Source organism: Pseudomonas reidholzensis, assembly GCF_900536025.1.
In the GTDB taxonomy this organism is placed as follows: Bacteria; Pseudomonadota; Gammaproteobacteria; order Pseudomonadales; family Pseudomonadaceae; genus Aquipseudomonas; species Aquipseudomonas reidholzensis.
Window position 1 is genome coordinate 166,468 of the sequence record NZ_UNOZ01000003.1, and the last position, 22,178, is coordinate 188,645.

Sequence of the window (22,178 nt, forward strand, 5' to 3'; positions counted from 1 at the left end):
CTGCAATGCCCGAATTTTAGCCGCAGCACAAACCCTGTGGGAGCGGGCTTGCCCCGCGAAGAGGCCAGCGCAGGCAACGCTGCTCAGTCAGGCAAACAGTTCACCCTGGATGCGCTCCAGCAGGTTCTGGATCGCCGCCAGGCGTGCCTGCGGCGAGTCGATCGCCAGCAGGTCGAGTTTGTCCTCTTCCATGAAGGGCAGCAGGTAGGCCAACTGATTGGCCAGCGAGCGGCGCCCATCGACCGCCCGCGGCATGTCCAGCGAGGCGACCATCGGGTGCTCGCCCAGCGCCAGCAGCAGCGCGAGCAGGTCGTCGTCGTGCTCACTGAGCTCGCTGTCCGTGCCTTCGGTCAGCCAGCGCACCTCGCCGAGCAGCAACTGGTCCTTCTGCACCTCGGTCTGCTCGACCTCGAAACGCCGCACACCTTCGACACGAATCCCCAGCAGGCCGTTTTCCTGCTGGTCGAAGTCACGGATCAGCGCCTCGCAGCCGATCGATGCCACGCCCGACGGCACCTTGCCGACCTGCTCGCCTTCAAGGATGCACACCACGCCAAAACCGCCGCCTTGCTTCATGCAGCGGCCGATCATGTCCAGGTAGCGCGCCTCGAAGATCTGCAAATCGAGCATGCATCCGGGAAACAGCACGGTATTGAGCGGAAACAGCGGTAGCGTCATCGTCGATCCTCAAGCCACCAGGCTGACCGCCAACGGCAGGAACACCGCCGTGGCCACACCCATCAAGCTCATCGCCAGCGCGGCGAAAGCGCCGCATTCATCACCTTCTTGCAGGGCCACCGAAGTGCCCACCGCATGCGCGGTCACGCCCAGCGACATGCCCCGTGCCTCGGGGCTGTGCACGCCGAAGCGGGTGAGCAGCGCCGGGCCGAAGATAGCCCCGATCACCCCGGTGATCAGCACGAACACCGCTGCCAGGGCCGCCACGCCGCCGATCTGCTCGGCCACCAGCATGGCGATCGGCGAGGTCACCGACTTGGGCGCCATGGTCATCAGGATCATGTGCTCGGCGCCAAACCACCAGCCCAGCAGCAGGCACGCCACGGTCGCGAACAGGCCCCCGATTACCAGCGTAGTAAATGTCGGCCAGAACAGCTGACGGATGCGCCGCAGGTTGAGGTAGAGCGGCACGGCCAGGGCCACGGTGGCCGGGCCGAGGAGGATGTTCATGATTTCGGTGGCCTTGCGGTACTCGGCATAGTCGATGCCGCACACCAGCAGGACGCCGATGACCAGCAACATCGACACCAGCACCGGCTGGAGGAAGATCCAGCGGGTCTTTTCAAAGGCGGCCAGGACGATCTGGTAGGCGCCGAGGGTAATGCCGATGCCGAACAACGGATGATGGATGACCGCGTCGAGCGCGCCGTGCCAGTCGAGGCTCATGGGCGCTCCTCAGGCTTGCCTTGGCGGTGGATGAGCTTTTGCATCAACACCCCGACGAACACCAGGGTTATCAGGCACGACAGCACCAGCGCGCCGGCGATGGCCCAGAAATCCGCGGCGATGTCCTTGGCATACACCATCACCCCCACCGCCGGCGGCACCAGCAGCAACGGCAGGTAGCGCAGCAGGCTCGAGGCGGCTTCGTTCAACGGCTTGCCAACTTCGCCGCGGAACATGAGCGACACCAGCAGCAACAGCAGGCCGATGATCGGCCCCGGCAGAATCGGTACAAACAGATGGTTGATCGCCGTACCCAGCAGCTGAAACAACACCAGCCAGGTCAAACCACGCAACAACATAAGCATCTCCTTCGGGCATGGCGGCCATTATAAGCACGCGCAGGTTGCACCTATAAGCCGATATTCGCCGAAAAGATGGCAACTTGACCGCAACCCTGCGACGTGCTGATCTAGCACCTTCGTACCACTCGCAGTGCAATGACAATTTGGAGAGTCACGATGCCCTATGTACCTGTTGCAGCGCTTTCGCAGTACGTTGGTAAGGAACTGGGACGTTCCGAATGGCTGAAGATCGATCAGCAGCGCATCAACCTGTTCGCCGAAGCGACCGGCGACTTCCAGTTCATCCATGTCGACCCCGAAAAAGCCAGCAAGACGCCGTTCGGCAGCACCATCGCCCATGGCTTCCTGACCCTGTCGCTGATCCCCAAGCTGATGGAAGACATCCTGGTCCTCCCTGAGGGGCTGAAGATGGTGGTCAACTATGGCCTGGACAGCGTGCGCTTCATTCAGCCGGTCAAGGTCGACAGCCAGGTGCGGCTGAAGGTCGAGCTGACCGAGGCCATCGAGAAGAAGCCCGGGCAGTGGCTGCTCAAGGTGACCGCCACGCTGGAGATCGAAGGCGAAGCGAAACCGGCCTATATCGCCGAGCCGTTGTCGCTGTGCTTTGTCTGAACCCTTCCGGGGCCGCGCTGCGGCCCCTACGATTCACCGCCTGACGCTGTCTCAGCCAACGCATTGTGCGGCATACTCGGCAGATCTAACGCCCGGGATCCGTCATGCGTGCACTGCTACCCCTCGTCCTGACCCTGTTGCTCGCCGCCTGCGGCGAAGGCGAACCGCTGTCGCCTCCCGACGCGCGCCTGCCCGATGGCGGCCGCTACCGGGGCACCGTGGTCGACGGCCTGCTGCAGGGTGAAGGGCGCATCGACTACCCCAACGGCAGCTGGTACGCCGGCACCTTCAACAACGGCCAATGGCATGGCCAGGGCGAATGGCACGGCAGCAACGGCGAGGTCTACCGCGGCCAGTTCGCCAGTGGCCTGTTCAATGGCCTGGGCGACCTGACCACGCCCGGCAGCCACTACGCCGGCACCTTCAAGCACGGCCGGCGCGACGGCGAAGGCACCCTCAAACAGAACGATCAGGTCTACCGCGGCCAGTTCAAGGACGACCAGTACGAAGGCGCCGGCCAGCTCGACCTGGCTGACGGCAGCCGCTACCAGGGCCTGTTCGCCAAGGGCAAGCCGAACGGCGCCGGGGTGCGCAGCGACGCCAGCGGCAACCAGTTCAGCGGGCGTTTCAGCGACGGCCAGCTGCAAGGCAGTGGCACCTACGACAGCGTCGACGGCGAGCAGTACATCGGCGAATTCAAGGACAACCGCCTGGAGGGCCGCGGCCGTTACGAGAACGCCGATGGCGACGTGTGGATCGGCGAATTCAAGGACGGCTCGCTGGATGGCCAGGGCGAACTGCTGGGCAGCGATGGCAGCCGCTACAAGGGCAGCTTCCGCGAATGGCGGTTCTCGGGTGAAGGCCGCCTGCACCTGGCCGACGGCAGCCAGTACATCGGTGGCTTCGCCGACGATGCCTACCAGGGCCATGGTCGCCTGACCCAGGCCAATGGCCGCATCGAGGCCGGCTTCTGGGTCAACGGCGTGCGCGTGCGCGACGAACAGAGCAAGCTGCTCCCCGACCCGCTGGACCTGGCCCTGCTCAACCAGGGCAAGCTGCTCGACGCTGCGCTGGCAGCGCTGCCGCAGTCGCAGCCGTCGATCCAGCTGTACAGCCTGGTGGTGGCCGGCGATGGCCAGCAGAGCGTGTTCCTGCGTGAGGCCGACTATGTCAGCAACATGCTCAAGGTGCGTTTCGGTGCCCGCGGCCAGGTCACCCTGGTCAACCACCGCGACCACCTGGCCGACCGGCCGATGGCCACCCGCGAGAGCATCACCCGCGCGGCCAGGGCCCTGGCCGAGCGCAGCGGCCCCGAAGACCTGGTGTTCGTCTACCTGACCAGCCACGGCAGCCACGATCACCAACTGGTGCTCGACCAGCCACGCCTGCAGTTGGCCGACCTGTCCGCCGACGAACTGGCCAGTGCTTTGGCGCCATTGAAAGATCGCGACAAGGTGGTGGTCATCTCTGCCTGTTACTCGGGCGGCTACATCGCCCCGCTGAAAGACGAGCGCACCTTGATCATGACGGCCGCGCGCCCCGACCGGGTGTCGTTCGGCTGCTCGGAAGAAGCCGACTTCACCTATTTCGGCGACGCCCTGTTCGCCGAAGCACTGAACCAGACCGACGACCTCAAGCAGGCTTTTGAACTGGCCCGCGCCAGCGTTGCCGAACGCGAAGCAAGGGAAGGTTTCGAGGCCTCGGAACCGCAGTTGTGGGCGCCACCGGCCGTGCTTGCGCACTGGCAGCGGATGCGCCGGCAACAGGCCGAGGAAGCCCTGCGCAATGAAGCTCAGACAGCCGCGCCCGGGCAGGAAAAAAAGCCTGCCAGCCACTAAGCTGTGTGTAACAAGGGAGAGACATCATGTACTTGACGCCTCAGCATGTCCTGCTTGCCGGAGCCACCGGTCTGACGGGTGAACACCTGCTCGACCGCCTGCTCAACGAACCGACCATCAGCCGAGTCCTGGCGCCGACCCGCCGGCCATTGGCCGAGCATCCGCACCTGGAAAACCCGGTGGGCGACCCCGCGGTGTTTCTGCCGCAGCTGGGCGGGCGCGTCGACATCGCGTTCTGCTGCCTGGGCACCACGCTCAAGCAGGCAGGCTCGGAGTCGGCCTTCCGCCAGGTCGACCTGGACATGGTCGTGGCGTTCAGCAAGCGCGCCCGGGAGATGGGCGCACGGCACCTGCTGGTGGTCAGTGCGATTGGCGCCGATGCCACGTCGTCGATCTTCTACAACCGGGTCAAGGGCGAGATGGAACAGGCGCTGAAGGCGCAGGACTGGCCGCAGTTGACCATTGTCCGGCCGTCGCTGCTGCTCGGTGAGCGGGTCGAGCCGCGTTTGGGTGAGCGGCTGGCGGCGCCGTTTGCGCGGTTCATGCCGGGGAAATACCGTGGGATCGAGGCATGCACCTTGGCCCGGGCGCTGTGGCGTCTGGCGCTGGAGGAGGAAGACGGGGTTCGGGTGATCGAGTCCGACGAGTTGCGCAAGCTAGGCAAGAAATAGGCTTGACCGAACGACCGCTGGGGGCGCTTTGCGCCCCTTCGCGGGTGAACCCGCTCCCACAGGTTTCGGCGGCGCTGAAAAACCCTGTAGGAGCGGGCTTGCCGGGACGCCGGACCGCCGCGAAGGGCTGCAGAGCAGCCCCGGCAATCTCAAAGACCGCCGGTGGCGTTGAAGCCCACCCCAAGCGCGGTCAATAGCGACAACGGCAACAGCACGGTATCGAGCAGTGCACTGCCCGGCAGGTCCAATCCGGGATACGTCGGCGCCTCGGCGCCAAAGCGATCAGCCGGGCAACACCCACCGTTCATCACATACAGATCAAGCCGCGTGCCGGCATACACCACCGGCGCGCCCGGCTTGTTGGCGTCCAGCGTGCGCACCGTGGCACAGCCGCCCAGCTGGGCCAGCAGCAGCACACCCAGCAGCGCCCGCTTCAATCATCGACCCCATAATGGTGCTCGCCCCAACGCGGCAGCATGTCCTGGGGGATGTTCAGCAGGTTGAGAACCCGCGCCACGACAAAATCCACCAGGTCGTCGATGGTCTGCGGCTGGTGATAGAAGCCCGGTGCCGCAGGCAGGATCACCGCGCCCATCTGCGACAGCTTGAGCATGTTCTCCAGGTGAATGGTCGAGAACGGCGCCTCGCGCGGCACCAGGATCAACTGGCGACGCTCCTTGAGGGTCACGTCCGCAGCGCGCTCGATCAGGTTGTTGCACGCGCCGGTGGCGATCGCCGACAAGGTACCCGTCGAGCACGGCACCACCACCATCGCCGCCGGCGCACCCGAGCCCGAGGCCACCGGTGACATCCAGTCTTCCTTGCCGTACACGCGGATCTGCCCATCGGCAGCCCCGGTGTACTCGGTCAGAAAAGCCTGCATCGATTGCGGCTTGGCCGGCAGTTGCACGTCGGTCTCGGTGGCCATGACCAGCTGCGCCGCCTTGGAGATCAGAAAGTGCACCTCGCGGTCTTCGCGGACCAGGCAATCCAGCAGGCGCAAGCCGTACTGCGCGCCCGAGGCGCCGGTCATGGCCAGGGTGATGCGTTGCGGACCGTTCACTTCAGTGCCTCGGCCAGCTTGCCATGCAGGCCGCCAAAGCCGCCGTTGCTCATGATCACCACGTGGGTGCCCGGACGCGCCTGGCCCTTGACCCGCTCGATGATCGCCTCGAGGCTGTCGGCGACCACCGCCGGCACCTTGCATTGCGCCGCCGTGCCGGCCAGGTCCCAGCCCAGGTTGGCCGGGGCGTACCAGATCACCTGATCGGCGTCGTTGACGCTCTCGGGCAGGCCATCACGGTGGGCACCGAGCTTCATCGAGTTGGAGCGCGGCTCGATCACGGCGATCACCGGCGCCTCACCGACGCGCTTGCGCAGGCCGTCGAGGGTGGTGGCGATCGCGGTCGGGTGGTGGGCGAAGTCGTCATAGATGGTCACGCCCTGTACTTCGGCGACCGTTTCCATGCGCCGCTTGACGCTCTTGAAGGCGCTCAGGCCGTCGATCGCCATGGCCGGCACCACGCCGACATGGCGGGCAGCCGCCAGGGTGGCCAAGGCGTTGGCGACGTTATGCTGACCGGTCAACGGCCACTGCACCACGCCTTGGACGACACCGTCGAACAGCACTTCGAAGTGCGAGCCGTCGGCGCTGAGCAGGCGCGCTTGCCATTGGCCGCCCTCACCGGTGGTCTGCACCGGTGTCCAGCAGCCCATCTCGATGACCCGCTGCAGCGCAGGCTCAGTGGTCGGGTGAATGACCAGGCCTTCACTAGGGATGGTGCGCACCAGGTGGTGGAACTGCCGCTCGATGGACGCCAGGTCGGGGAAGATGTCCGCATGATCGAACTCAAGGTTATTGAGGATCGCGGTACGCGGGTGGTAGTGGACAAACTTCGAGCGCTTGTCGAAGAACGCGCTGTCGTACTCGTCAGCCTCGACCACGAAGAACGGCGTGTCGCCCAGGCGGGCCGAGACCGAGAAGTTCTGCGGCACGCCGCCGATCAAGAAACCCGGACTCATGCCCGCGTGCTCCAGGACCCACGCCAGCATGCTGCTGGTGGTGGTCTTGCCGTGGGTGCCGGCCACGGCCAGTACCCAGCGGCCCTGCAGCACATGGTCTGCCAGCCACTGCGGGCCGGAAACGTACGGCAGGCCCTTGTTCAGGACATGTTCCACCGCCGGGTTGCCACGCGACATGGCATTGCCGATCACCACCAGGTCCGGGGCGGGCTCCAGCTGGGCGGGGTCGTAGCCTTGGGTCAGCTCGATGCCCTGGGCTTCGAGCTGGGTGCTCATCGGCGGATAGACATTGGCGTCGGAGCCGGTGACGCGGTGGCCCAGCTCCTTGGCCAGGACGGCCAGGGAGCCCATGAAAGTGCCGCAAATACCGAGAATATGAATGTGCATGATCGACCTCGCAAAACGTCGAGGCAGGGTAGCCCAGGGCGAGCGAAATCGCACCCAGTGAATCACTCAGCCGGTGCGGGCAATGCCGTGTTTGCGAAGTTTTCGATACAAGGTATTGCGGCTGATGCCCAGGTGGCTGGCGACGTTGGTCAGGTGCCAGCGTTTCATCTCGAGCACCACCAGCAGGGCCTCGCGCTCGGCATCCTCGAGGGGCGCGCACACTGCTGGGGAGCGGGCCGCCGGCTGACTGAAAAGTGCCGGCAGGTCTGACGCTGTGATCCTGGCGTTGTCACACAGCGCCACCAACGTACGCAGCACATTGCGCATCTGCCGCACATTGCCCGGCCAGGCGAACGCCAGCAACGCCTGGCGCGCCGCCGGTTCGATCTCGACCCGCTGCCCCTCGGCCTCCTGGCTGAGGATGAAGTCCAGCAACGCGTCCTTGTCACTGCGCTCGCGCACCGAGGGCAAGGCGACCTCCAGCCCGTTGAGCCGGTAATACAGGTCTTCGCGGAAACTGCCCTGCTCCACCCGCTCGAGCAGATTACGGTGGGTGGCGCTGATGATCCGCACGTCCACCGCCTGCGCCTCACCGCCGATCGGCACCACCTGACGGTCCTCCAGCACCCGCAGCAAGCGGGTCTGCAAGGCCAGCGGCATGTCGCCGATCTCGTCCAGCAGCAGCGTGCCGCCATCAGCCTGGAGCAGCTTGCCGCGCATGCCTTCCTTGCGCGCGCCGGTAAAACTGCCGCCGCGATAGCCGAACAGCTCGCTCTCGATCAGGCTCTCCGGGATCGACGCACAGTTGATCGCCACGAACGGCTTGTGCCGACGCTGGCTGGCCTGGTGCACGGCCTGGGCGAAGGCCTCCTTGCCACAGCCCGTCTCGCCGCACAGCAACAGCGGCACGTCGCGCTCGAACACCCGCACGGCACGGGAAAAGTCAGCCTGCAAGGCGGGGTCGAGCAAGCAGATCTGTGCCTGCGGCTCGCGCCCTTTCACCTGCAAGGCGGCAGGCACGGTCCAGCTCGGGCTGCGCGGCTGGCCGCGCAGGCTGGCGAACACCTGGCGGCCGTCACGCGTGTGCAGCGGCCAGACCGTGCTGCCCTGCGGCGTCGCGCGGCCCAGCAGGTCGTCCTGGGTGCAGGCGAAGAACCGCTCGACCGGTTGCCCCAGCAGGCCACCGCGAATGCCCCCGAGCAGGTTCAGGGCGCTCTGGTTGACCGCGCAGATCCGCCCCTCGCCGTCGAACGCCAGCAGCCCTTCGCTGAACAGCCCGACCGACTCGGCCTGCAGGTGAAAACGCAGCAACCACTGATGTTCGAAATGGCGCAGGAAGTAACAGCTCTCGATCATCTTCGCCGAGAGGTTGACCAGCGCCATGGTATGGAACTGGCTCTGGCGCGAGACGTCCGCCCGCGCCGACGAGACGTCGAGCACCGCCAGCAGCTCGCCGTGCGGGTCGAACACCGGGCTCGCCGAGCAGGTCAGGCCGGTGTGCCGGCCGCGGAAGTGTTCATTCTGGTGAATGGTCAGTGCCTGGCGCTCGACCAGGCAGGTGCCGATGCCATTGGTGCCCTCGCTGGCCTCGCTCCAGTCGGCGCCGAGCCACAGCCCGGCGCGCTCGAAAATGCGCCGCTCGGTGGGCGCGGTAACGCAGTTGAGGATCACCCCACGGGCATCGGTGAGCAGCACCGCGTGGCCCGCGCCGGACAGCTGCTGGTGCAGGCTGTTCATCTCGCTGCCGGCGATCTGCAGCACCTGGCGCAGGCGCTCGCGGGTTTCCAGCAGGCGACCGTGTTCGAGTACCACCGGTGCCTGGCTGCGCGCCGGGTCGAGGTGGTAATCATCCAGGCAGCGCAGCCAGGAGCGGGTGATCGACGGATCACTGGCAGGGCCGCTGCCTTCGCCACGGGCGACCGTCAGCACTTCATGGGCATGGCGGCTGAACGCATTGCTCTGCATTGTTGTTTTTCTCCGCAGATAGAGACTCAAGCCAGCATCCTCCACCGCGCAAAGCTTTGCAATGGTGCACGGACCCGCCAGTCACGCTGCGTGTCGCACACGGTACAAAGTGTCACCCAGGGCGTACCAAGGCTGGCACAGCCACCCATCACGTACCGCCCACTCCAGCGCCAAGCCATTGATCTATATGGGCCTCCAAGCAGTGGCCCGACCTTTGCTCTACGCTTTGGTACTCCCAACAAAACAATTAACCAGGAGACACACCATGCGTTACGCACATCCCGGTACCGAAGGCTCGAAGATCAGCTTCAAGAGCCGTTACGGGAACTTCATCGGTGGCGAGTTCGTAGCGCCGGTCAAAGGCCAATACTTCGAAAACACCTCGCCGGTGAACGGCAAGCTGATCGCCGAATTCCCCCGCTCCACTGCCGAAGACATCGACAAGGCGCTGGACGCCGCCCATGCCGCCGCCGACGCCTGGGGCCGCACCTCGGTGCAGGACCGCTCCAACGTCCTGCTGCGCATCGCCGACCGCATCGAGCAGAACCTCGAGCTGCTGGCCATCAGCGAGACCTGGGACAACGGCAAGCCCGTGCGCGAAACCCTGAATGCCGACATCCCGCTGGCCGTCGACCACTTCCGCTACTTTGCCGGCTGCATCCGCGCCCAGGAAGGCGGCGCCGCCGAGATCAACGAAGGCACCGTCGCCTACCACATCCATGAGCCGCTGGGCGTGGTCGGGCAGATCATCCCGTGGAACTTCCCGATCCTGATGGCCGCCTGGAAACTCGCCCCGGCCCTGGCCGCAGGCAACTGCGTGGTGCTCAAGCCGGCCGAACAGACCCCACTGGGCATCACCGTGCTGGTCGAGCTGATCGGCGACCTGCTGCCACCGGGCGTGCTCAACGTGGTGCAAGGCTACGGCCGGGAAGCCGGCGAAGCGCTAGCCACCAGCAAGCGCATCGCCAAGATCGCCTTTACCGGCTCGACCCCGGTCGGCTCGCACATCATGAAATGCGCCGCCGAGAACATCATTCCGTCCACCGTCGAGCTGGGCGGCAAGTCACCGAACATCTACTTCGAAGACATCATGCAGGCCGAGCCGAGCTTCATCGACAAGGCCGCCGAAGGCATGGTGCTGGCGTTCTTCAACCAGGGCGAAGTGTGCACCTGCCCGTCCCGCGCGCTGATCCAGGAGTCGATCTACCCGCAGTTCATGGAAGCGGTGCTGAAGAAGGTCAAGCTGATCAAGCGTGGCGACCCGCTGGACACCGAGACCATGGTCGGCGCCCAGGCCTCGCAGCAGCAGTTCGAGAAGATCCTCTCGTACCTGGACATCGCTCAGGAAGAAGGCGCCGAGCTGCTGACCGGCGGCAAGGTGGAAAAACTCGAAGGCGCCCTGGCCACCGGCTATTACATCCAGCCGACCCTGCTCAAGGGCAACAACAAGATGCGCGTGTTCCAGGAGGAAATTTTCGGGCCGGTGGTCAGCGTCACCACCTTCAAGGATGAGGCCGAGGCGCTGGCGATCGCCAACGACACCGAGTTCGGCCTGGGGGCGGGTGTATGGACCCGCGACATCAACCGTGCGTACCGCATGGGCCGCGGGATCAAGGCGGGTCGCGTGTGGACCAACTGCTACCACCTGTACCCGGCGCACGCGGCGTTTGGCGGGTACAAGAAGTCGGGGGTTGGGCGTGAGACGCACAAGATGATGCTCGACCATTACCAGCAGACCAAGAACCTGCTGGTGAGCTACGACATCAATCCGTTGGGCTTCTTCTAGGTTCAAAGGCCTCGGGGGCTGCTTTGCAGCCCTTCGCAGGCAAGCCAGCGCCTACACACTGTAGGAGCGGGCTTGCCCGCGATGGCGCCCCAACACTTCTTCCAGGGCAGCAACCGCTCTGGCGCGCTTCCTGCAACACAAATCACCAAGCGGCCGAGCGTCCCTTCGGCTATCAAGAAAAAAAACAGGTGAACCCATGCCAAGCGATCAATCCGCCGGTGCGCCGGCCAATACCTCTGTCGACTTCGAAAAGGTCGGCTCGGACTACTTCCAGCAACGTGAACTGAAAAAAGGCGCCGCCGGCTGGGTCCTGCTGGTCGGCCTGGGGGTGGCCTACGTCATTTCCGGCGACTACGCCGGCTGGAACTTCGGCCTCGCCCAGGGCGGCTGGGGCGGCATGTTTCTCGCCACCCTGCTGATGGCGACGATGTACCTGTGCATGTGCTTCTCGCTGGCCGAACTGTCGTCGATGATCCCCACCGCCGGCGGCGGCTACGGCTTCGCGCGCAGCGCCTTCGGGCCCTGGGGCGGCTTTCTCACCGGCACGGCGATCCTCATCGAATACGCCATCGCCCCCGCGGCGATCGCGGTGTTCATCGGCGCCTACTGCGAGTCGTTGTTCGGCATCGGCGGCTGGATGATCTACCTGGCCTTCTACATCATCTTCATCGGCATCCACATCTTTGGTGTCGGTGAGGCGCTGAAACTGATGTTCATCATTACTGCCGTGGCCGCGATCGCCCTGGTGGTGTTCCTGATCGGCATGGTGCCCCATTTCGATGCAGCCAACCTGTTCGACATCGCCCCGACCAGCGCCGCCGGCGCCAGCAGCTTCCTGCCGTTCGGTTACATCGGCGTGTGGGCGGCGATCCCCTATGCGATCTGGTTCTTCCTCGCGGTCGAAGGCGTGCCGCTGGCCGCCGAAGAAACCAAGAACCCCAAGCGCGACCTGCCACGCGGGCTGATCGGCGCGATGCTGGTGCTGCTCGCCTTTGCCCTGCTGATCCTGGTGATCGGCCCAGGTGGCGCCGGCTCTGAAGCCCTCAAGGCCTCCGGCAACCCGCTGGTCGAGGCGCTGTCCAAAGCCTATGGCGGCTCGACCTGGATGAGCGGCTTCGTCAACCTGGTCGGCCTGGCCGGGCTGATCGCCAGCTTCTTCTCGATCATCTACGCCTATTCGCGGCAGATCTTCGCCCTGTCGCGCGCCGGCTACCTGCCGCGCAAACTGTCCGAGACCAACAAGAGCAAGGCGCCGGTGCTGGCCTTGATCATCCCGGGGATCATCGGTTTCGGCCTGTCGCTGAGCGGCCAGGGTGACCTGCTGATCCTGGTCGCGGTATTCGGCGCTACCCTGTCCTACGTACTGATGATGGCCGCGCACATCACCCTGCGCATCCGTCGCCCCAAAATGGAGCGGCCGTACCGCACCCCGGGCGGCATCTTCACCTCGGGTGTGGCGCTGGTGCTGGCGTGCCTGGCGGTGGTGGCCGGGTTCCTGGTCGATCCGCGGGTGGTGATTGGCGCTGCGCTGATCTATGGCGTGTTGATCGCCTACTTTGCGTTCTACAGCCGCCACCACCTGGTCGCGGGGACGCCGGAAGAGGAATTCGCCGCGATCCAGAAGGCCGAAGAGGCCCTGCACTGATCGCCGCTACGCGCCGCAGCCAACCGCTGCGGCGCTCTGGAGAGTCTGTATGGCAAGTTTCGTCCACACGGTAGGCAACCTGGTCTACCGCTTCGACAGCCTCAAAGAGGTGATGGCCAAGGCCAGCCCGGCGCGCTCGGGCGATTTTCTCGCCGGGGTCGCGGCGAGCAACGACGGCGAACGGGTCGCCGCGCAGATGGCCCTGGCCAACATCCCGCTCAAGCACTTCCTGAGCGAAGCGCTGATCCCCTATGAAGACGATGAAGTCACTCGGCTGATCATCGACAGCCACGACCCGGCGGCGTTTGCCGCCGTCAGCCACCTGACCGTCGGCGGCCTGCGCGACTGGCTGCTCGGCGAAGCGGCCGATGAACACAGCCTGCGCGCCCTGGCGCCAGGCCTGACGCCGGAAATGGCCGCGGCGGTGTCGAAGATCATGCGCGTGCAGGACCTGGTGCTGGTCGCGCAGAAGATCCGCGTAGTGACCCAGTTCCGCGGCACCATGGGCCTGCGCGGGCGGCTGTCGACCCGCCTGCAGCCCAACCACCCGACCGACGAGCCGGCCGGGATTGCCGCGAGCATCCTCGACGGCCTGCTGTACGGCAACGGCGACGCCATGATCGGCATCAACCCGGCCACCGACAGCATCGCCTCGATCTGCGCCATGCTGGAGATGCTCGACGCGATCATCCAGCGCTACCAGATCCCCACCCAGGCCTGTGTGCTGACCCACGTCACCACCTCGATCGAGGCGATCAACCGCGGGGTGCCGCTGGACCTGGTGTTCCAGTCGATTGCCGGCACCGAGGCGGCCAACGCCAGCTTCGGCATCAACCTGAATGTCCTCCAGGAAGGCTACGAAGCCGGCCTGTCGCTCAAGCGCGGCACGCTCGGGCAGAACCTCATGTACTTCGAGACCGGCCAGGGCAGCGCGCTGTCGGCCAACGCCCACCACGGCGTCGACCAACAGACCTGCGAGACCCGCGCCTACGCCGTGGCGCGCCACTTCAAGCCGTTTCTGGTCAACACCGTGGTCGGCTTCATCGGCCCCGAGTACCTGTACAACGGCAAGCAGATCATCCGCGCCGGGCTCGAAGACCACTTCTGCGGCAAGCTGCTCGGCGTGCCGATGGGCTGCGACATCTGCTACACCAACCACGCCGAAGCCGACCAGGACGACATGGACACCCTGCTGACCCTGCTGGGGGTCGCCGGGATCAACTTCATCATGGGCATCCCCGGTTCTGACGACATCATGCTCAACTACCAGACCACCTCGTTCCACGACGCGCTGTACGCGCGCCAGACCCTCGGCCTCAAGCCCGGGCCGGAGTTCGAGGCGTGGCTGGAGCGCACCGGTATCTTCACCCAGGCCGATGGCCGCATTCGCTTTGGCGACAACCTGCCGCCAGCCTTCCGCCAAGCCCTGGCGCAGCTGGCCTAGAGGTGACCATGGATAGACCCACTCCGACCCCCGACAACCCCTGGCTGGCCCTGCGCACCCTGACCCCGGCGCGCATCGCCCTGGGCCGCAGCGGCACCAGCCTGCCGACCGCCGCCCAGCTGGACTTCCAGTTCGCCCATGCCCAGGCCCGCGATGCGGTGCACCTGGCCTTCGACCATGCCGGCCTGCGCAGCCAGCTCAGCGAGCGCGGCCGCGACAGCCTGCTGCTGCACAGCGCGGCCAGCGACCGTCACGAGTACCTGCAGCGGCCTGACCTCGGCCGCCGGCTCAACGCAGACTCCGTCAGCCAACTGCGCGAGCACGCCCAGGTCAACCCCGGTGGGGTCGACCTGGCGATCGTGGTCGCCGATGGCCTGTCGGCGCTGGCCGTGCACCGGCACACGCTGCCCTTTCTTACGCGCTTCGAAGAGCAGGCCGCCGCCGACGGCTGGCGCAGCGCCCCCGTGGTGCTGGTCGAACAGGGCCGGGTGGCGGTGGCCGACGAGGTCGGCGAGCTGCTCGGCGCACGTATGACGGTGATGCTGATCGGTGAACGCCCCGGCCTCAGTTCACCCGACAGCCTGGGCCTGTACTTCACCTTCGCGCCCAAGGTCGGCCTGACCGACGCCTACCGCAACTGCATCTCCAACGTGCGCCTGGAGGGCCTGAGCTACGGGATGGCCGCCCACCGCCTGCTGTACCTGATGCGCGAAGCCTGTCGGCGCCAGCTGTCGGGGGTGAATCTTAAGGACGAAGCCGAGGTCCATAGCCTCGACAGTGAGCATTCCACCGGCAAAACCGGAAACTTCCTACTCGGCGAAGAGTAAAAATCCTGTCACGGAAGGTGGATTGCGCTTCTAGCCTGCATTGGGCAGCATGCTGTTGAAGACTGCTGGCAATCCGCTGTTTCCCCAAATGGACTCTGAGGGCCGCACATGCGCATCATCAAGGCAACCCTGGAACACCTCGACCTGCTCAACCCGCTGTTTGTCAGATACCGTGAGTTCTATGGGCAGTTGCCCTACCCGGACAGTTCGCGCAGCTTTCTCGAAAAGCGCCTGCGGCTCAAGGAATCGGTGATCTACCTGGCGCTGGCGGATGACGACGACAGCAAATTGCTGGGCTTCTGCCAGCTGTACCCGAGCTTCTCGTCGCTGTCGCTCAAGCGCGTGTGGATCCTCAATGACATCTACGTGGCCGAAGATGCCCGCCGCATGCTGGTCGCTGACCACCTGATGCGCGAGGCCAAGAAGATGGCCAAGGAGACCAACGCCGTGCGCATGCGCGTGTCGACCAGCGATGACAACGAGGTGGCGAAGAAAACCTACGAGTCGATGGGGTTTCGCGAAGACACCGAGTTCAAGAACTACGTGTTGCCGATCAACGGCGACTAGGCAGGCTTTTTCCGTCGCCTGCTCCGCCCTCTTCGCGGGGCAAGTCGCATCGGCGCACCGCCGCTCCCACAGGATCTCCGCTGACCGAAGGAGCGACGCTATCCTGTGGGAGTGGGCTTGCCCCGCGAAGAGGCCGGGGCCAACAACAAAAGCCTTGGCCCTGACCTCGTAACCCGCCGCTACAATCTGCCCGGGCACATTCCCGTCTTCTCCGTATAATCCCCGTTCTACATGTGTGAATATTTACCCACCCGCAGGTAAGTAAACCTACGCCCTTGCCGATTTCCGTCTTTGCGCGCCCGTAGTCGCGGGTCAAGAACACAGGTGCTGTACATGGATTTCAACCCGCTGGACCTCATCCTCCACCTCGATGCCTACCTTGATCTGCTGGTGACCAACTACGGCCCCTGGATCTACGCGATTCTGTTTGCGGTGATCTTCTGCGAAACCGGCCTGGTGGTGATGCCGTTCCTGCCGGGCGACTCGCTGCTGTTCATCGCCGGCGCCGTCGCCGCCGGTGGCGGCATGGACCCGGTCCTGCTCGCGGGGCTGCTGATGGCTGCGGCGATCCTGGGCGACAGCACCAACTACGTGATCGGCCGCACGGCCGGCGAGCGCTTGTTCAACAAGCCCAACTCGAAAATCTTCCGCCGCGACTACCTGCAACGGACCCACGACTTCTACGACCGCCACGGCGGCAAGACCGTGACCCTGGCGCGCTTCCTGCCGATCCTGCGTACCTTCGCGCCGTTCGTCGCCGGTATCGCGCACATGCATTACCCGCGTTTCCTGACCTTCAGCGTGGTCGGTTCGCTGCTCTGGGTCGGTGGCCTGGTGACCCTGGGCTACTTCTTCGGCAACGTGCCGTTCATCAAGCAGCACCTGTCGCTGATGGTCGTGGTGATCATCCTGCTGTCTCTGGTACCGATGATCCTCGGCCTGCTGCGCGGGCGCTTCGGCCGCGCAGCCAAGGCGCACTGACCGGCCCATGTGGTCGTTTCGCGCCTGGCGGCGCCGGCGCACCCTGGCCCGTTATCCGATCGATGCCCAGCTGTGGCAGGCCGTGCGCGCAGGCCTGCCCCTGCTCGACGGCATCAGTGACGAAGAAGACCGCTGGCTGCGCGAGGCCTGCGTGCTGTTCCTGCATGCCAAGCACCTGACCGCTCTGCCCGGAGTCGAACTGGACGACGAACAGCGCCTGCTGCTCGCCGCCCAGGCGCAACTGCCGCTGCTGCACCTGGGCGACCTCGACTGGTACCAGGGTTTTCACGAGATCATCCTCTACCCCGACGACTTCAAGAGCCCCCAGCGCCACCGCGACGCCAGCGGCGTCGAGCACATCTACGACGCTGAGCACAGCGGCGAAGCCTGGCACCAGGGCCCGGTGATCCTGGCCTGGGACGGGGTCCTCGGCGGAGGCGGCTGGGAGGCCTACAACCTGGTGATCCACGAGCTGGCGCACAAGCTCGACATGCTCAACGGCGACGCCAATGGCCTGCCGCCGCTGCACCACGGGATGGACGTGGGCGACTGGTCGAGGGCCATGCAACAGGCCTATGACGACCTCAACCGGCAGCTGGACGCCAACCCCGACGCCGAGACCGCCATCGACCCGTACGCCGCGGAAAACCCCGCGGAGTTCTTCGCCGTTGCCAGCGAGTACTTCTTCAGCGGCCCGGACCTGCTGCAGCAGGCTTATCCACAGGTCTACCAGCAACTGGCGCTGTTCTACCGCCAGGACCCGCTGGCCCGCCTGAGCCACTTGCAGGCCGAACATCCCGCGTATTGCCAGAGCCCGTCGTGAGCTGCCCGCACATCAGGCGGGGCGTGGCGTGCGCCGGCGGAATATGCCTATAATCGCCGCCAATTTTCTGATCAGACACGGGGGCACTGCCCAATGAGCTACAGCAAGATTCCGGCTGGCAAAGACCTGCCGAACGACATCTACGTCGCCATCGAGATCCCGGCTAACCACGCGCCGATCAAATACGAGATCGACAAGGACAGCGACGCGCTGTTCGTTGACCGTTTCATGGCCACCCCGATGTTCTACCCGGCCAACTACGGTTACATCCCCAACACCCTGGCCGACGACGGTGATCCGCTCGACGTGCTGGTCGTGACCCCTTACCCGGTCGCGCCAGGTGCAGTGATCCGCGCCCGTCCGGTCGGCATCCTGAACATGACCGACGACGGCGGCGGCGACGCCAAGGTCATCGCCGTACCGCACGACAAACTGTCGCAGCTGTACGTCGACGTCAAAGAGTACACCGACCTGCCAGCCCTGCTGATCCAGCAGATCGAGCACTTCTTCGCGAACTACAAAGATCTCGAGAAGGGCAAGTGGGTCAAGATCGAAGGCTGGGACGGCGCTGACGCCGCCCGCGCCGCGATCACCAAGTCGGTTGCCGCCTACAAAGGCTGAGCCGGTCTGGACTGAAAAAACCCGCTTCGGCGGGTTTTTTCATGGGCCTTGGCAAAGGTCACGGCACTGGTGAAAAGCCCTACATAGTCCTAGGACGCTTCCCACAGTTCGCCTACTTTCCCACAGTATTCTCAAACGCCGGGTTCATTTCCCTGGGGGCACCACGCCGCTAGACTCGGTGGCATGACTACTTCTGGCGACCGCCTCAAGGCCCTCCTCCAGGAGTGCCATCTGACCCCTTCCGATTTCGCTGCCCAACGCGGGGTCACGCCCCAGCACATCAACAACTGGTTCAGGCGTGGCGTGCCCCTGGCCCGTCTCGACGAAACCGCCGACCTGTTCTGCGTGCACCGGCGCTGGCTGCACACCGGCGAAGGGCCCAAATACCCCAACGCGATCCTTCGCCAACGCGTTGCCAGCCCGGACCACGTCAACCCCTCCGCGTCGCTGCTGAACCACGACGGCCGCATGCTGCACATTCCCCTGCACCACGTGCGCGGCGATCGCCTGCAGCCCGAAGCGGACATCCACCTGCCCCTGCCCGCCCAGGCCCTGGAAATCATCGGCGTCATGCCCGAGCAGGCCATCTGCCTGAGCATGCCTGCGGCCAACATGGCCCCGCTGATCCCGATGAACGCCATTGTCGCCATCGACCGCGGCAGGACCGAGGTGGTCGACGGCCAGGCCTATGCCCTGTTGCACAACGGCCAGCTCAAGGTCCACAGCCTCAGCCTCGGCCACCACGACACCCTGTGCCTGCACAGCCACGACCGGCACAGCTACGCGGTCGAACGCTACACCCGCGCCCAGCGCCAGGCGCAGGGCCTGGAGGTCCTCGGCTGGGTATTCCACTGGTCATATTTCAGCCAGCGCCGGCCCGGATGAAACACCCTGTGCCACTTTTTGCTGGGCAACCCACGCCAGCCCTAGTATGCTTCTGCGCACATTACGCCCCAGACCGGCCCAGGCCGCGTTCTTCAGGGCTCGGCGACGCCTGACACAGCCGTCTGCCTTCTTTTTCATGGTCCTTGAGGCCATACCGTTTAAGGCGGTTGCGGCTTACCAAAAATGAGCCAAGATCGTCCCCGAGAAGCCGGCCACAAGCCGGCTTTTTAACGCCTGCTCGAAACTCAGCCGCTCAAGCTATGCCGTCCAGTGTCCGCATGTCCGCACATCCCGGCGGCTTCGCGTGCAAGCCACCCCGAGAACGCCTGATGAAACTGTCGACCCTTGCCTTGGCCCTGACCCTGCTCACCGTTGGCACACCCGCGCTGGCGCAGCCCATGCGCGAGCAGAAGATGGACACCCGCCTGCTGCAACGCCAGGACCTGGCGTACCGCTTTACCTCGCTGACGCTGGACTCGGCGGACGGCAAGCGCCACTACCAACTGTGGATCGGCACGCCCGACCGGGCGGCACCGGCCGCGGGCTATCCGGTGTTGTGGATGCTCGACGGCAATGCTGCGCTCGGCGCCCTGCAACCTGCGCAGCTGGCCGCACTCGCGGACGGCCAGGCACCGCTGCTGGTCGCGGTGGGTTACCAGACCGATCAACGGATCGAACGTAACGCGCGCACATTCGACTACACCCCGGCCGTGCCTGGCCAACCTCAACAGCTCGACCCGCTGACCGGACAACCCAGTGGCGGGATAGACGCTTTCCTAGACCTGCTGACCCAGCGCATGCGCCCGATGGTCGCCAGCGTGGCACCGATCGACGCCAGCCGGCAGACGCTGTGGGGGCATTCGTATGGTGGCCTGGCGGTGCTGCATGCGCTGTTCACCCGGCCGGGCGAATTCAGTGACTATGCCGCCGCCAGCCCTTCGTTGTGGTGGCATGAGGGCGCGATCGTGCGTGAGGCCGAAGGGTTGCAGCAGCGCCTGGGCGAGAGCCGTCCTCGCTTGCTGCTGATGCGCGGCAGCGAAGAGCCGGCGCAGCCGCGCGGGCCGAGCAAGGGGGATGACGAACGGCCCGCGCGGCAGTTGAGTGCCGATCTGGCGAAGGTGCCCGGCGTGCAGGTGCGCTTCGAGCGCTTCGACGGGCTGGGCCACGGGCCGATGTTGCCCGCGTCCCTGCGCCGGGTGATCGAGTCGATGTCCAGATAGGCACTCGCCAGGGCCAGGGCTACTGGTATTTTTCCTGGTAGGCCTTCAATGCCTCGAACACCTCCTCCGGCACGCGCGCGCCTAGCAGGCTAGCCTTTTCCAACGTGGCGGAACACGCCTGGACCATCTTCTGGCGAAGGGCGTCGTCTGTGAGCTCGGCGTGCACCACCCGCGCGTACTGGGTGTAGGTGCCATTGGACAGGGTATGTCCCACTAACTGGAACGCTCCACCTGGATACCCCGTCTGGAAGAACGCCTGACCGTCGTAATCCGCCTGAGGGGTGAGCGTGCCATACACATCACAACGGCTGTGGCACAGCGCCTTGCTCTGCTTGTCAGTATCCAGGCCACGCAGATACAGGGTAATCGCCGAACCGACTTTTTCCGTACAGGCCTTTTCAAGTGCTACCAGGATTGCCATGGCATTGCCCAGCACCGCTTCGATCTGGGCCAGCGATACGACGCGCTCCAGCTCATCGCGGGCGATGCTTTTCACCACACGGTCGAGCGTGCCCCAGTGGCTGAACTCTTTCTGGCAGGCGATCAGGTGCACCTCGAAGCGATAGCCATCCAATGCCGCGGCGGGTGGGAAACCTGCAAACTGCGGGTCGTCCAGAGCACACTCCATGATGATGTTGTAACGGTTGGCGAACGCATACGTGTAGACCTTGCCACTCAATGCCTTGATGAACGCCTCGGTATGCTCATAGACGTGCAGTACGCCATGCTCGCTCATCTGTGCGTAATGCGGGTGCAATTCGCGAAATTCCGGCAGGTACAAGCGCACGTAGTTCTCGTAGCGCCCGCTCGGCAGTAGCTTCTTTTCCAGCAGGTACGTTTTGCCGGAGCCCTGGGCGCCGGCAACGAACAGCACGGTCGGGCTCGGCAGTTGATAATCGTCAGGATCATGGTCGCGGGTCTTGTTGAACAGCTCGGTTTCCAGCTGTGCGTAGGCGCGATCTACATCATCAGCGGTGTAGGGGTATTGATCGGACATCAGCGTAGTCTCCAGGGTGGCTTGCGGTTGCCACCACACTAGGGCACTCGCCCGCGCCCAAGCGGTAGACAAGTACCGCCTGCCACGCGGGGTATCCGTGCGCGCTCGCCAAAGGTCGTAGACTGGCCGCTTGCCAGCGGGGTGGCACTGTGCGGTATGCTTGGGCGGTCTTCAGGGCGGGGTGCAAGTCCCCACCGGCGGTAAATCGAAAGATGAGCCCGCGAGCGCCCCGACCCTGTCGGGGGACAGCAGATCTGGTGAGATTCCAGGGCCGACGGTCATAGTCCGGATGAAAGAAGGCGTAAGTCAGAAGCCAAGGGCGCTTCTGCGCGCGCGTTTTGTTCGCCCCGAGACGTTCATCGACTTTTTACGAGGAGCGTTTCATGTCCCCCATGCACCACCCGCAATTTTCCAACGTCGCCGCGGCCATTGCCGCGTTCCAGGCCGGCCGGCCAGTGCTGCTGCTCGACGACAACGATCGCGAGGACGAAGCGGACATCATTGCCGCCGCCGAAAACATCTCGCTGCAGACCATGGCCATGATGATCCGCGATTGCAGCGGCATCGTTTGCCTGTGCCTGGATGAAGCCACCGTCGATGCCCTGCAGCTGGCGCCGATGGTGCAGAACAACCAGGCCCGCCACGGCACTGGCTTCACCGTCACCATCGAGGCGGCCGAGGGCATCACCACCGGGGTTAGCGCCCATGACCGGATCACCACCATTGCGGCGGCGCTGAGCTCGACTGCCGAACAGCGCAATATCGTCAGCCCGGGGCACGTGTTCCCGCTGCGTGCGCGCAACGGCGGCGTACTGACCCGCCGTGGCCATACCGAGGGCACGGTCGACCTGGCGCGCCTGGCCGGGCTGCGGCCTGCCGGTGTGCTGTGTGAATTGATGAACCCGGACGGCAGCATGGCGCGTGGCGAGCAAGTGGCGCTGTATGCCCGCGAGAACAACATGCCGATGCTGACCATCGAGGAATTGGCGCAGTACCGCCGGGCCATGGTGGCGCAGGAAGCGCAGCCAGCCTGATTCACGGCGGCGGCCCCTTCGCGGGGCAAGTCGCATCGGCGCACCGCCCCTCCCACAGGATCCTGCATTGCCTGAATTTTTGGGCCT

General features: G+C 65.1%; 22 protein-coding genes and 1 riboswitch. Of the genes, 14 read left to right on the top strand and 8 right to left on the bottom strand.

Annotated elements, in window-relative coordinates:
- Nucleotides 1–87 precede the first annotated feature (87 nt).
- The 3 genes from CCOS865_RS03815 to CCOS865_RS03825 are packed head-to-tail and all read right to left on the bottom strand — an operon-like array spanning nucleotide 88 to nucleotide 1,763.
- Nucleotides 88–678, bottom strand: coding sequence for an LON peptidase substrate-binding domain-containing protein (locus CCOS865_RS03815; protein WP_119138082.1), 591 nt, complete (start codon nucleotides 676–678; stop codon nucleotides 88–90).
- A 9-nt stretch (nucleotides 679–687) separates the two neighbouring features.
- Nucleotides 688–1,404: an LrgB family protein gene (locus tag CCOS865_RS03820; RefSeq protein ID WP_119138084.1), complete on the bottom strand. Its 717-nt coding sequence runs from the start codon at nucleotides 1,402–1,404 to the stop codon at nucleotides 688–690.
- Entirely contained in the window at nucleotides 1,401–1,763 is a 363-nt protein-coding gene (locus CCOS865_RS03825) for a CidA/LrgA family protein (RefSeq protein WP_119138087.1), read from the bottom strand. The genes CCOS865_RS03820 and CCOS865_RS03825 overlap by 4 nt, the downstream gene beginning before the upstream one ends.
- A 159-nt stretch (nucleotides 1,764–1,922) precedes the next feature.
- On the opposite strand from CCOS865_RS03825, the gene CCOS865_RS03830 reads away from it, so the two are divergent.
- From CCOS865_RS03830 to CCOS865_RS03840, 3 genes are all read left to right on the top strand, one after another.
- Nucleotides 1,923–2,378 carry a MaoC family dehydratase gene (locus tag CCOS865_RS03830; RefSeq protein WP_119138089.1) on the top strand — a complete coding sequence of 152 codons (456 nt, stop codon included), beginning with the start codon at nucleotides 1,923–1,925 and terminating at the stop codon, nucleotides 2,376–2,378.
- A gap of 104 nt (nucleotides 2,379–2,482) precedes the next feature.
- On the top strand, nucleotides 2,483–4,216 hold the full coding sequence (locus CCOS865_RS03835) for a C13 family peptidase (protein ID WP_119138091.1): 1,734 nt from the start codon (nucleotides 2,483–2,485) through the stop codon (nucleotides 4,214–4,216).
- A gap of 26 nt (nucleotides 4,217–4,242) precedes the next feature.
- Nucleotides 4,243–4,887: an oxidoreductase gene (locus CCOS865_RS03840; protein WP_119138093.1), complete on the top strand. Its 645-nt coding sequence runs from the start codon at nucleotides 4,243–4,245 to the stop codon at nucleotides 4,885–4,887.
- 149 nt (nucleotides 4,888–5,036) lie between these two features.
- On the opposite strand, the gene CCOS865_RS03845 is transcribed toward CCOS865_RS03840, so the two are convergent.
- The 4 genes from CCOS865_RS03845 to CCOS865_RS03860 form a co-directional block, all read right to left on the bottom strand.
- On the bottom strand, nucleotides 5,037–5,324 hold the full coding sequence (locus CCOS865_RS03845; protein WP_119138095.1) for a YceK/YidQ family lipoprotein: 288 nt from the start codon (nucleotides 5,322–5,324) through the stop codon (nucleotides 5,037–5,039).
- Nucleotides 5,321–5,950 (bottom strand): flavin prenyltransferase UbiX, encoded by a 630-nt coding sequence (ubiX, locus tag CCOS865_RS03850; RefSeq protein WP_119138097.1) that lies wholly within the window; start codon nucleotides 5,948–5,950, stop codon nucleotides 5,321–5,323. The genes CCOS865_RS03845 and ubiX overlap by 4 nt, the downstream gene beginning before the upstream one ends.
- A complete protein-coding gene (mpl, locus tag CCOS865_RS03855; RefSeq protein ID WP_119138099.1) occupies nucleotides 5,947–7,296 on the bottom strand; it encodes a UDP-N-acetylmuramate:L-alanyl-gamma-D-glutamyl-meso-diaminopimelate ligase in 1,350 nt (449 codons plus the stop codon). The genes ubiX and mpl overlap by 4 nt, the downstream gene beginning before the upstream one ends.
- A gap of 66 nt (nucleotides 7,297–7,362) precedes the next feature.
- Nucleotides 7,363–9,261, bottom strand: coding sequence for a sigma-54-dependent Fis family transcriptional regulator (locus CCOS865_RS03860; protein ID WP_119138101.1), 1,899 nt, complete (start codon nucleotides 9,259–9,261; stop codon nucleotides 7,363–7,365).
- 265 nt (nucleotides 9,262–9,526) lie between these two features.
- Here CCOS865_RS03860 and exaC point away from each other — a divergent pair, with 265 nt between their 5' ends.
- The 10 genes from exaC to CCOS865_RS03910 all read left to right on the top strand — a co-directional run bounded on the left by exaC (nucleotide 9,527) and on the right by CCOS865_RS03910 (nucleotide 20,060).
- Nucleotides 9,527–11,047, top strand: coding sequence for an acetaldehyde dehydrogenase ExaC (gene exaC / locus CCOS865_RS03865; RefSeq protein ID WP_119138103.1), 1,521 nt, complete (start codon nucleotides 9,527–9,529; stop codon nucleotides 11,045–11,047).
- A 196-nt stretch (nucleotides 11,048–11,243) separates the two neighbouring features.
- Nucleotides 11,244–12,692 carry an ethanolamine permease gene (eat, locus tag CCOS865_RS03870; RefSeq protein ID WP_119138105.1) on the top strand — a complete coding sequence of 483 codons (1,449 nt, stop codon included), beginning with the start codon at nucleotides 11,244–11,246 and terminating at the stop codon, nucleotides 12,690–12,692.
- A gap of 49 nt (nucleotides 12,693–12,741) precedes the next feature.
- Nucleotides 12,742–14,136 carry an ethanolamine ammonia-lyase subunit EutB gene (locus CCOS865_RS03875; RefSeq protein WP_119138107.1) on the top strand — a complete coding sequence of 465 codons (1,395 nt, stop codon included), beginning with the start codon at nucleotides 12,742–12,744 and terminating at the stop codon, nucleotides 14,134–14,136.
- Between the two features lie 8 nt (nucleotides 14,137–14,144).
- The gene (gene eutC, locus CCOS865_RS03880) at nucleotides 14,145–14,963 is read left to right on the top strand and encodes an ethanolamine ammonia-lyase subunit EutC (RefSeq protein WP_119138109.1); all 819 of its coding nucleotides are present in this window, start codon (nucleotides 14,145–14,147) and stop codon (nucleotides 14,961–14,963) included.
- 108 nt (nucleotides 14,964–15,071) lie between these two features.
- The gene (locus CCOS865_RS03885; protein ID WP_119138111.1) at nucleotides 15,072–15,530 is read left to right on the top strand and encodes a GNAT family N-acetyltransferase; all 459 of its coding nucleotides are present in this window, start codon (nucleotides 15,072–15,074) and stop codon (nucleotides 15,528–15,530) included.
- 333 nt (nucleotides 15,531–15,863) lie between these two features.
- Nucleotides 15,864–16,511, top strand: a complete 648-nt coding sequence (locus CCOS865_RS03890) for a DedA family protein (protein ID WP_119138243.1) — start codon at nucleotides 15,864–15,866, stop codon at nucleotides 16,509–16,511.
- A 7-nt stretch (nucleotides 16,512–16,518) separates the two neighbouring features.
- The gene (locus CCOS865_RS03895) at nucleotides 16,519–17,334 is read left to right on the top strand and encodes a M90 family metallopeptidase (protein ID WP_119138113.1); all 816 of its coding nucleotides are present in this window, start codon (nucleotides 16,519–16,521) and stop codon (nucleotides 17,332–17,334) included.
- Nucleotides 17,335–17,427: 93 nt separating this feature from the next.
- The gene (gene ppa, locus CCOS865_RS03900; protein ID WP_119138115.1) at nucleotides 17,428–17,955 is read left to right on the top strand and encodes an inorganic diphosphatase; all 528 of its coding nucleotides are present in this window, start codon (nucleotides 17,428–17,430) and stop codon (nucleotides 17,953–17,955) included.
- 183 nt (nucleotides 17,956–18,138) lie between these two features.
- A complete protein-coding gene (locus CCOS865_RS03905) occupies nucleotides 18,139–18,840 on the top strand; it encodes a LexA family transcriptional regulator (protein ID WP_119138117.1) in 702 nt (233 codons plus the stop codon).
- Between the two features lie 329 nt (nucleotides 18,841–19,169).
- A complete protein-coding gene (locus CCOS865_RS03910; RefSeq protein ID WP_119138119.1) occupies nucleotides 19,170–20,060 on the top strand; it encodes an alpha/beta hydrolase in 891 nt (296 codons plus the stop codon).
- A gap of 19 nt (nucleotides 20,061–20,079) precedes the next feature.
- Here the strand turns inward: CCOS865_RS03910 and CCOS865_RS03915 are convergent, their stop codons facing one another.
- Nucleotides 20,080–21,057: a zeta toxin family protein gene (locus CCOS865_RS03915; protein WP_119138121.1), complete on the bottom strand. Its 978-nt coding sequence runs from the start codon at nucleotides 21,055–21,057 to the stop codon at nucleotides 20,080–20,082.
- Between the two features lie 163 nt (nucleotides 21,058–21,220).
- Nucleotides 21,221–21,362: riboswitch (FMN riboswitch) on the top strand.
- A gap of 78 nt (nucleotides 21,363–21,440) precedes the next feature.
- Here CCOS865_RS03915 and ribB point away from each other — a divergent pair.
- Complete coding sequence (gene ribB, locus CCOS865_RS03920) at nucleotides 21,441–22,091, top strand: 3,4-dihydroxy-2-butanone-4-phosphate synthase (RefSeq protein WP_119138123.1); 651 nt, start codon at nucleotides 21,441–21,443, stop codon at nucleotides 22,089–22,091.
- Nucleotides 22,092–22,178: the final 87 nt, after the last annotated feature.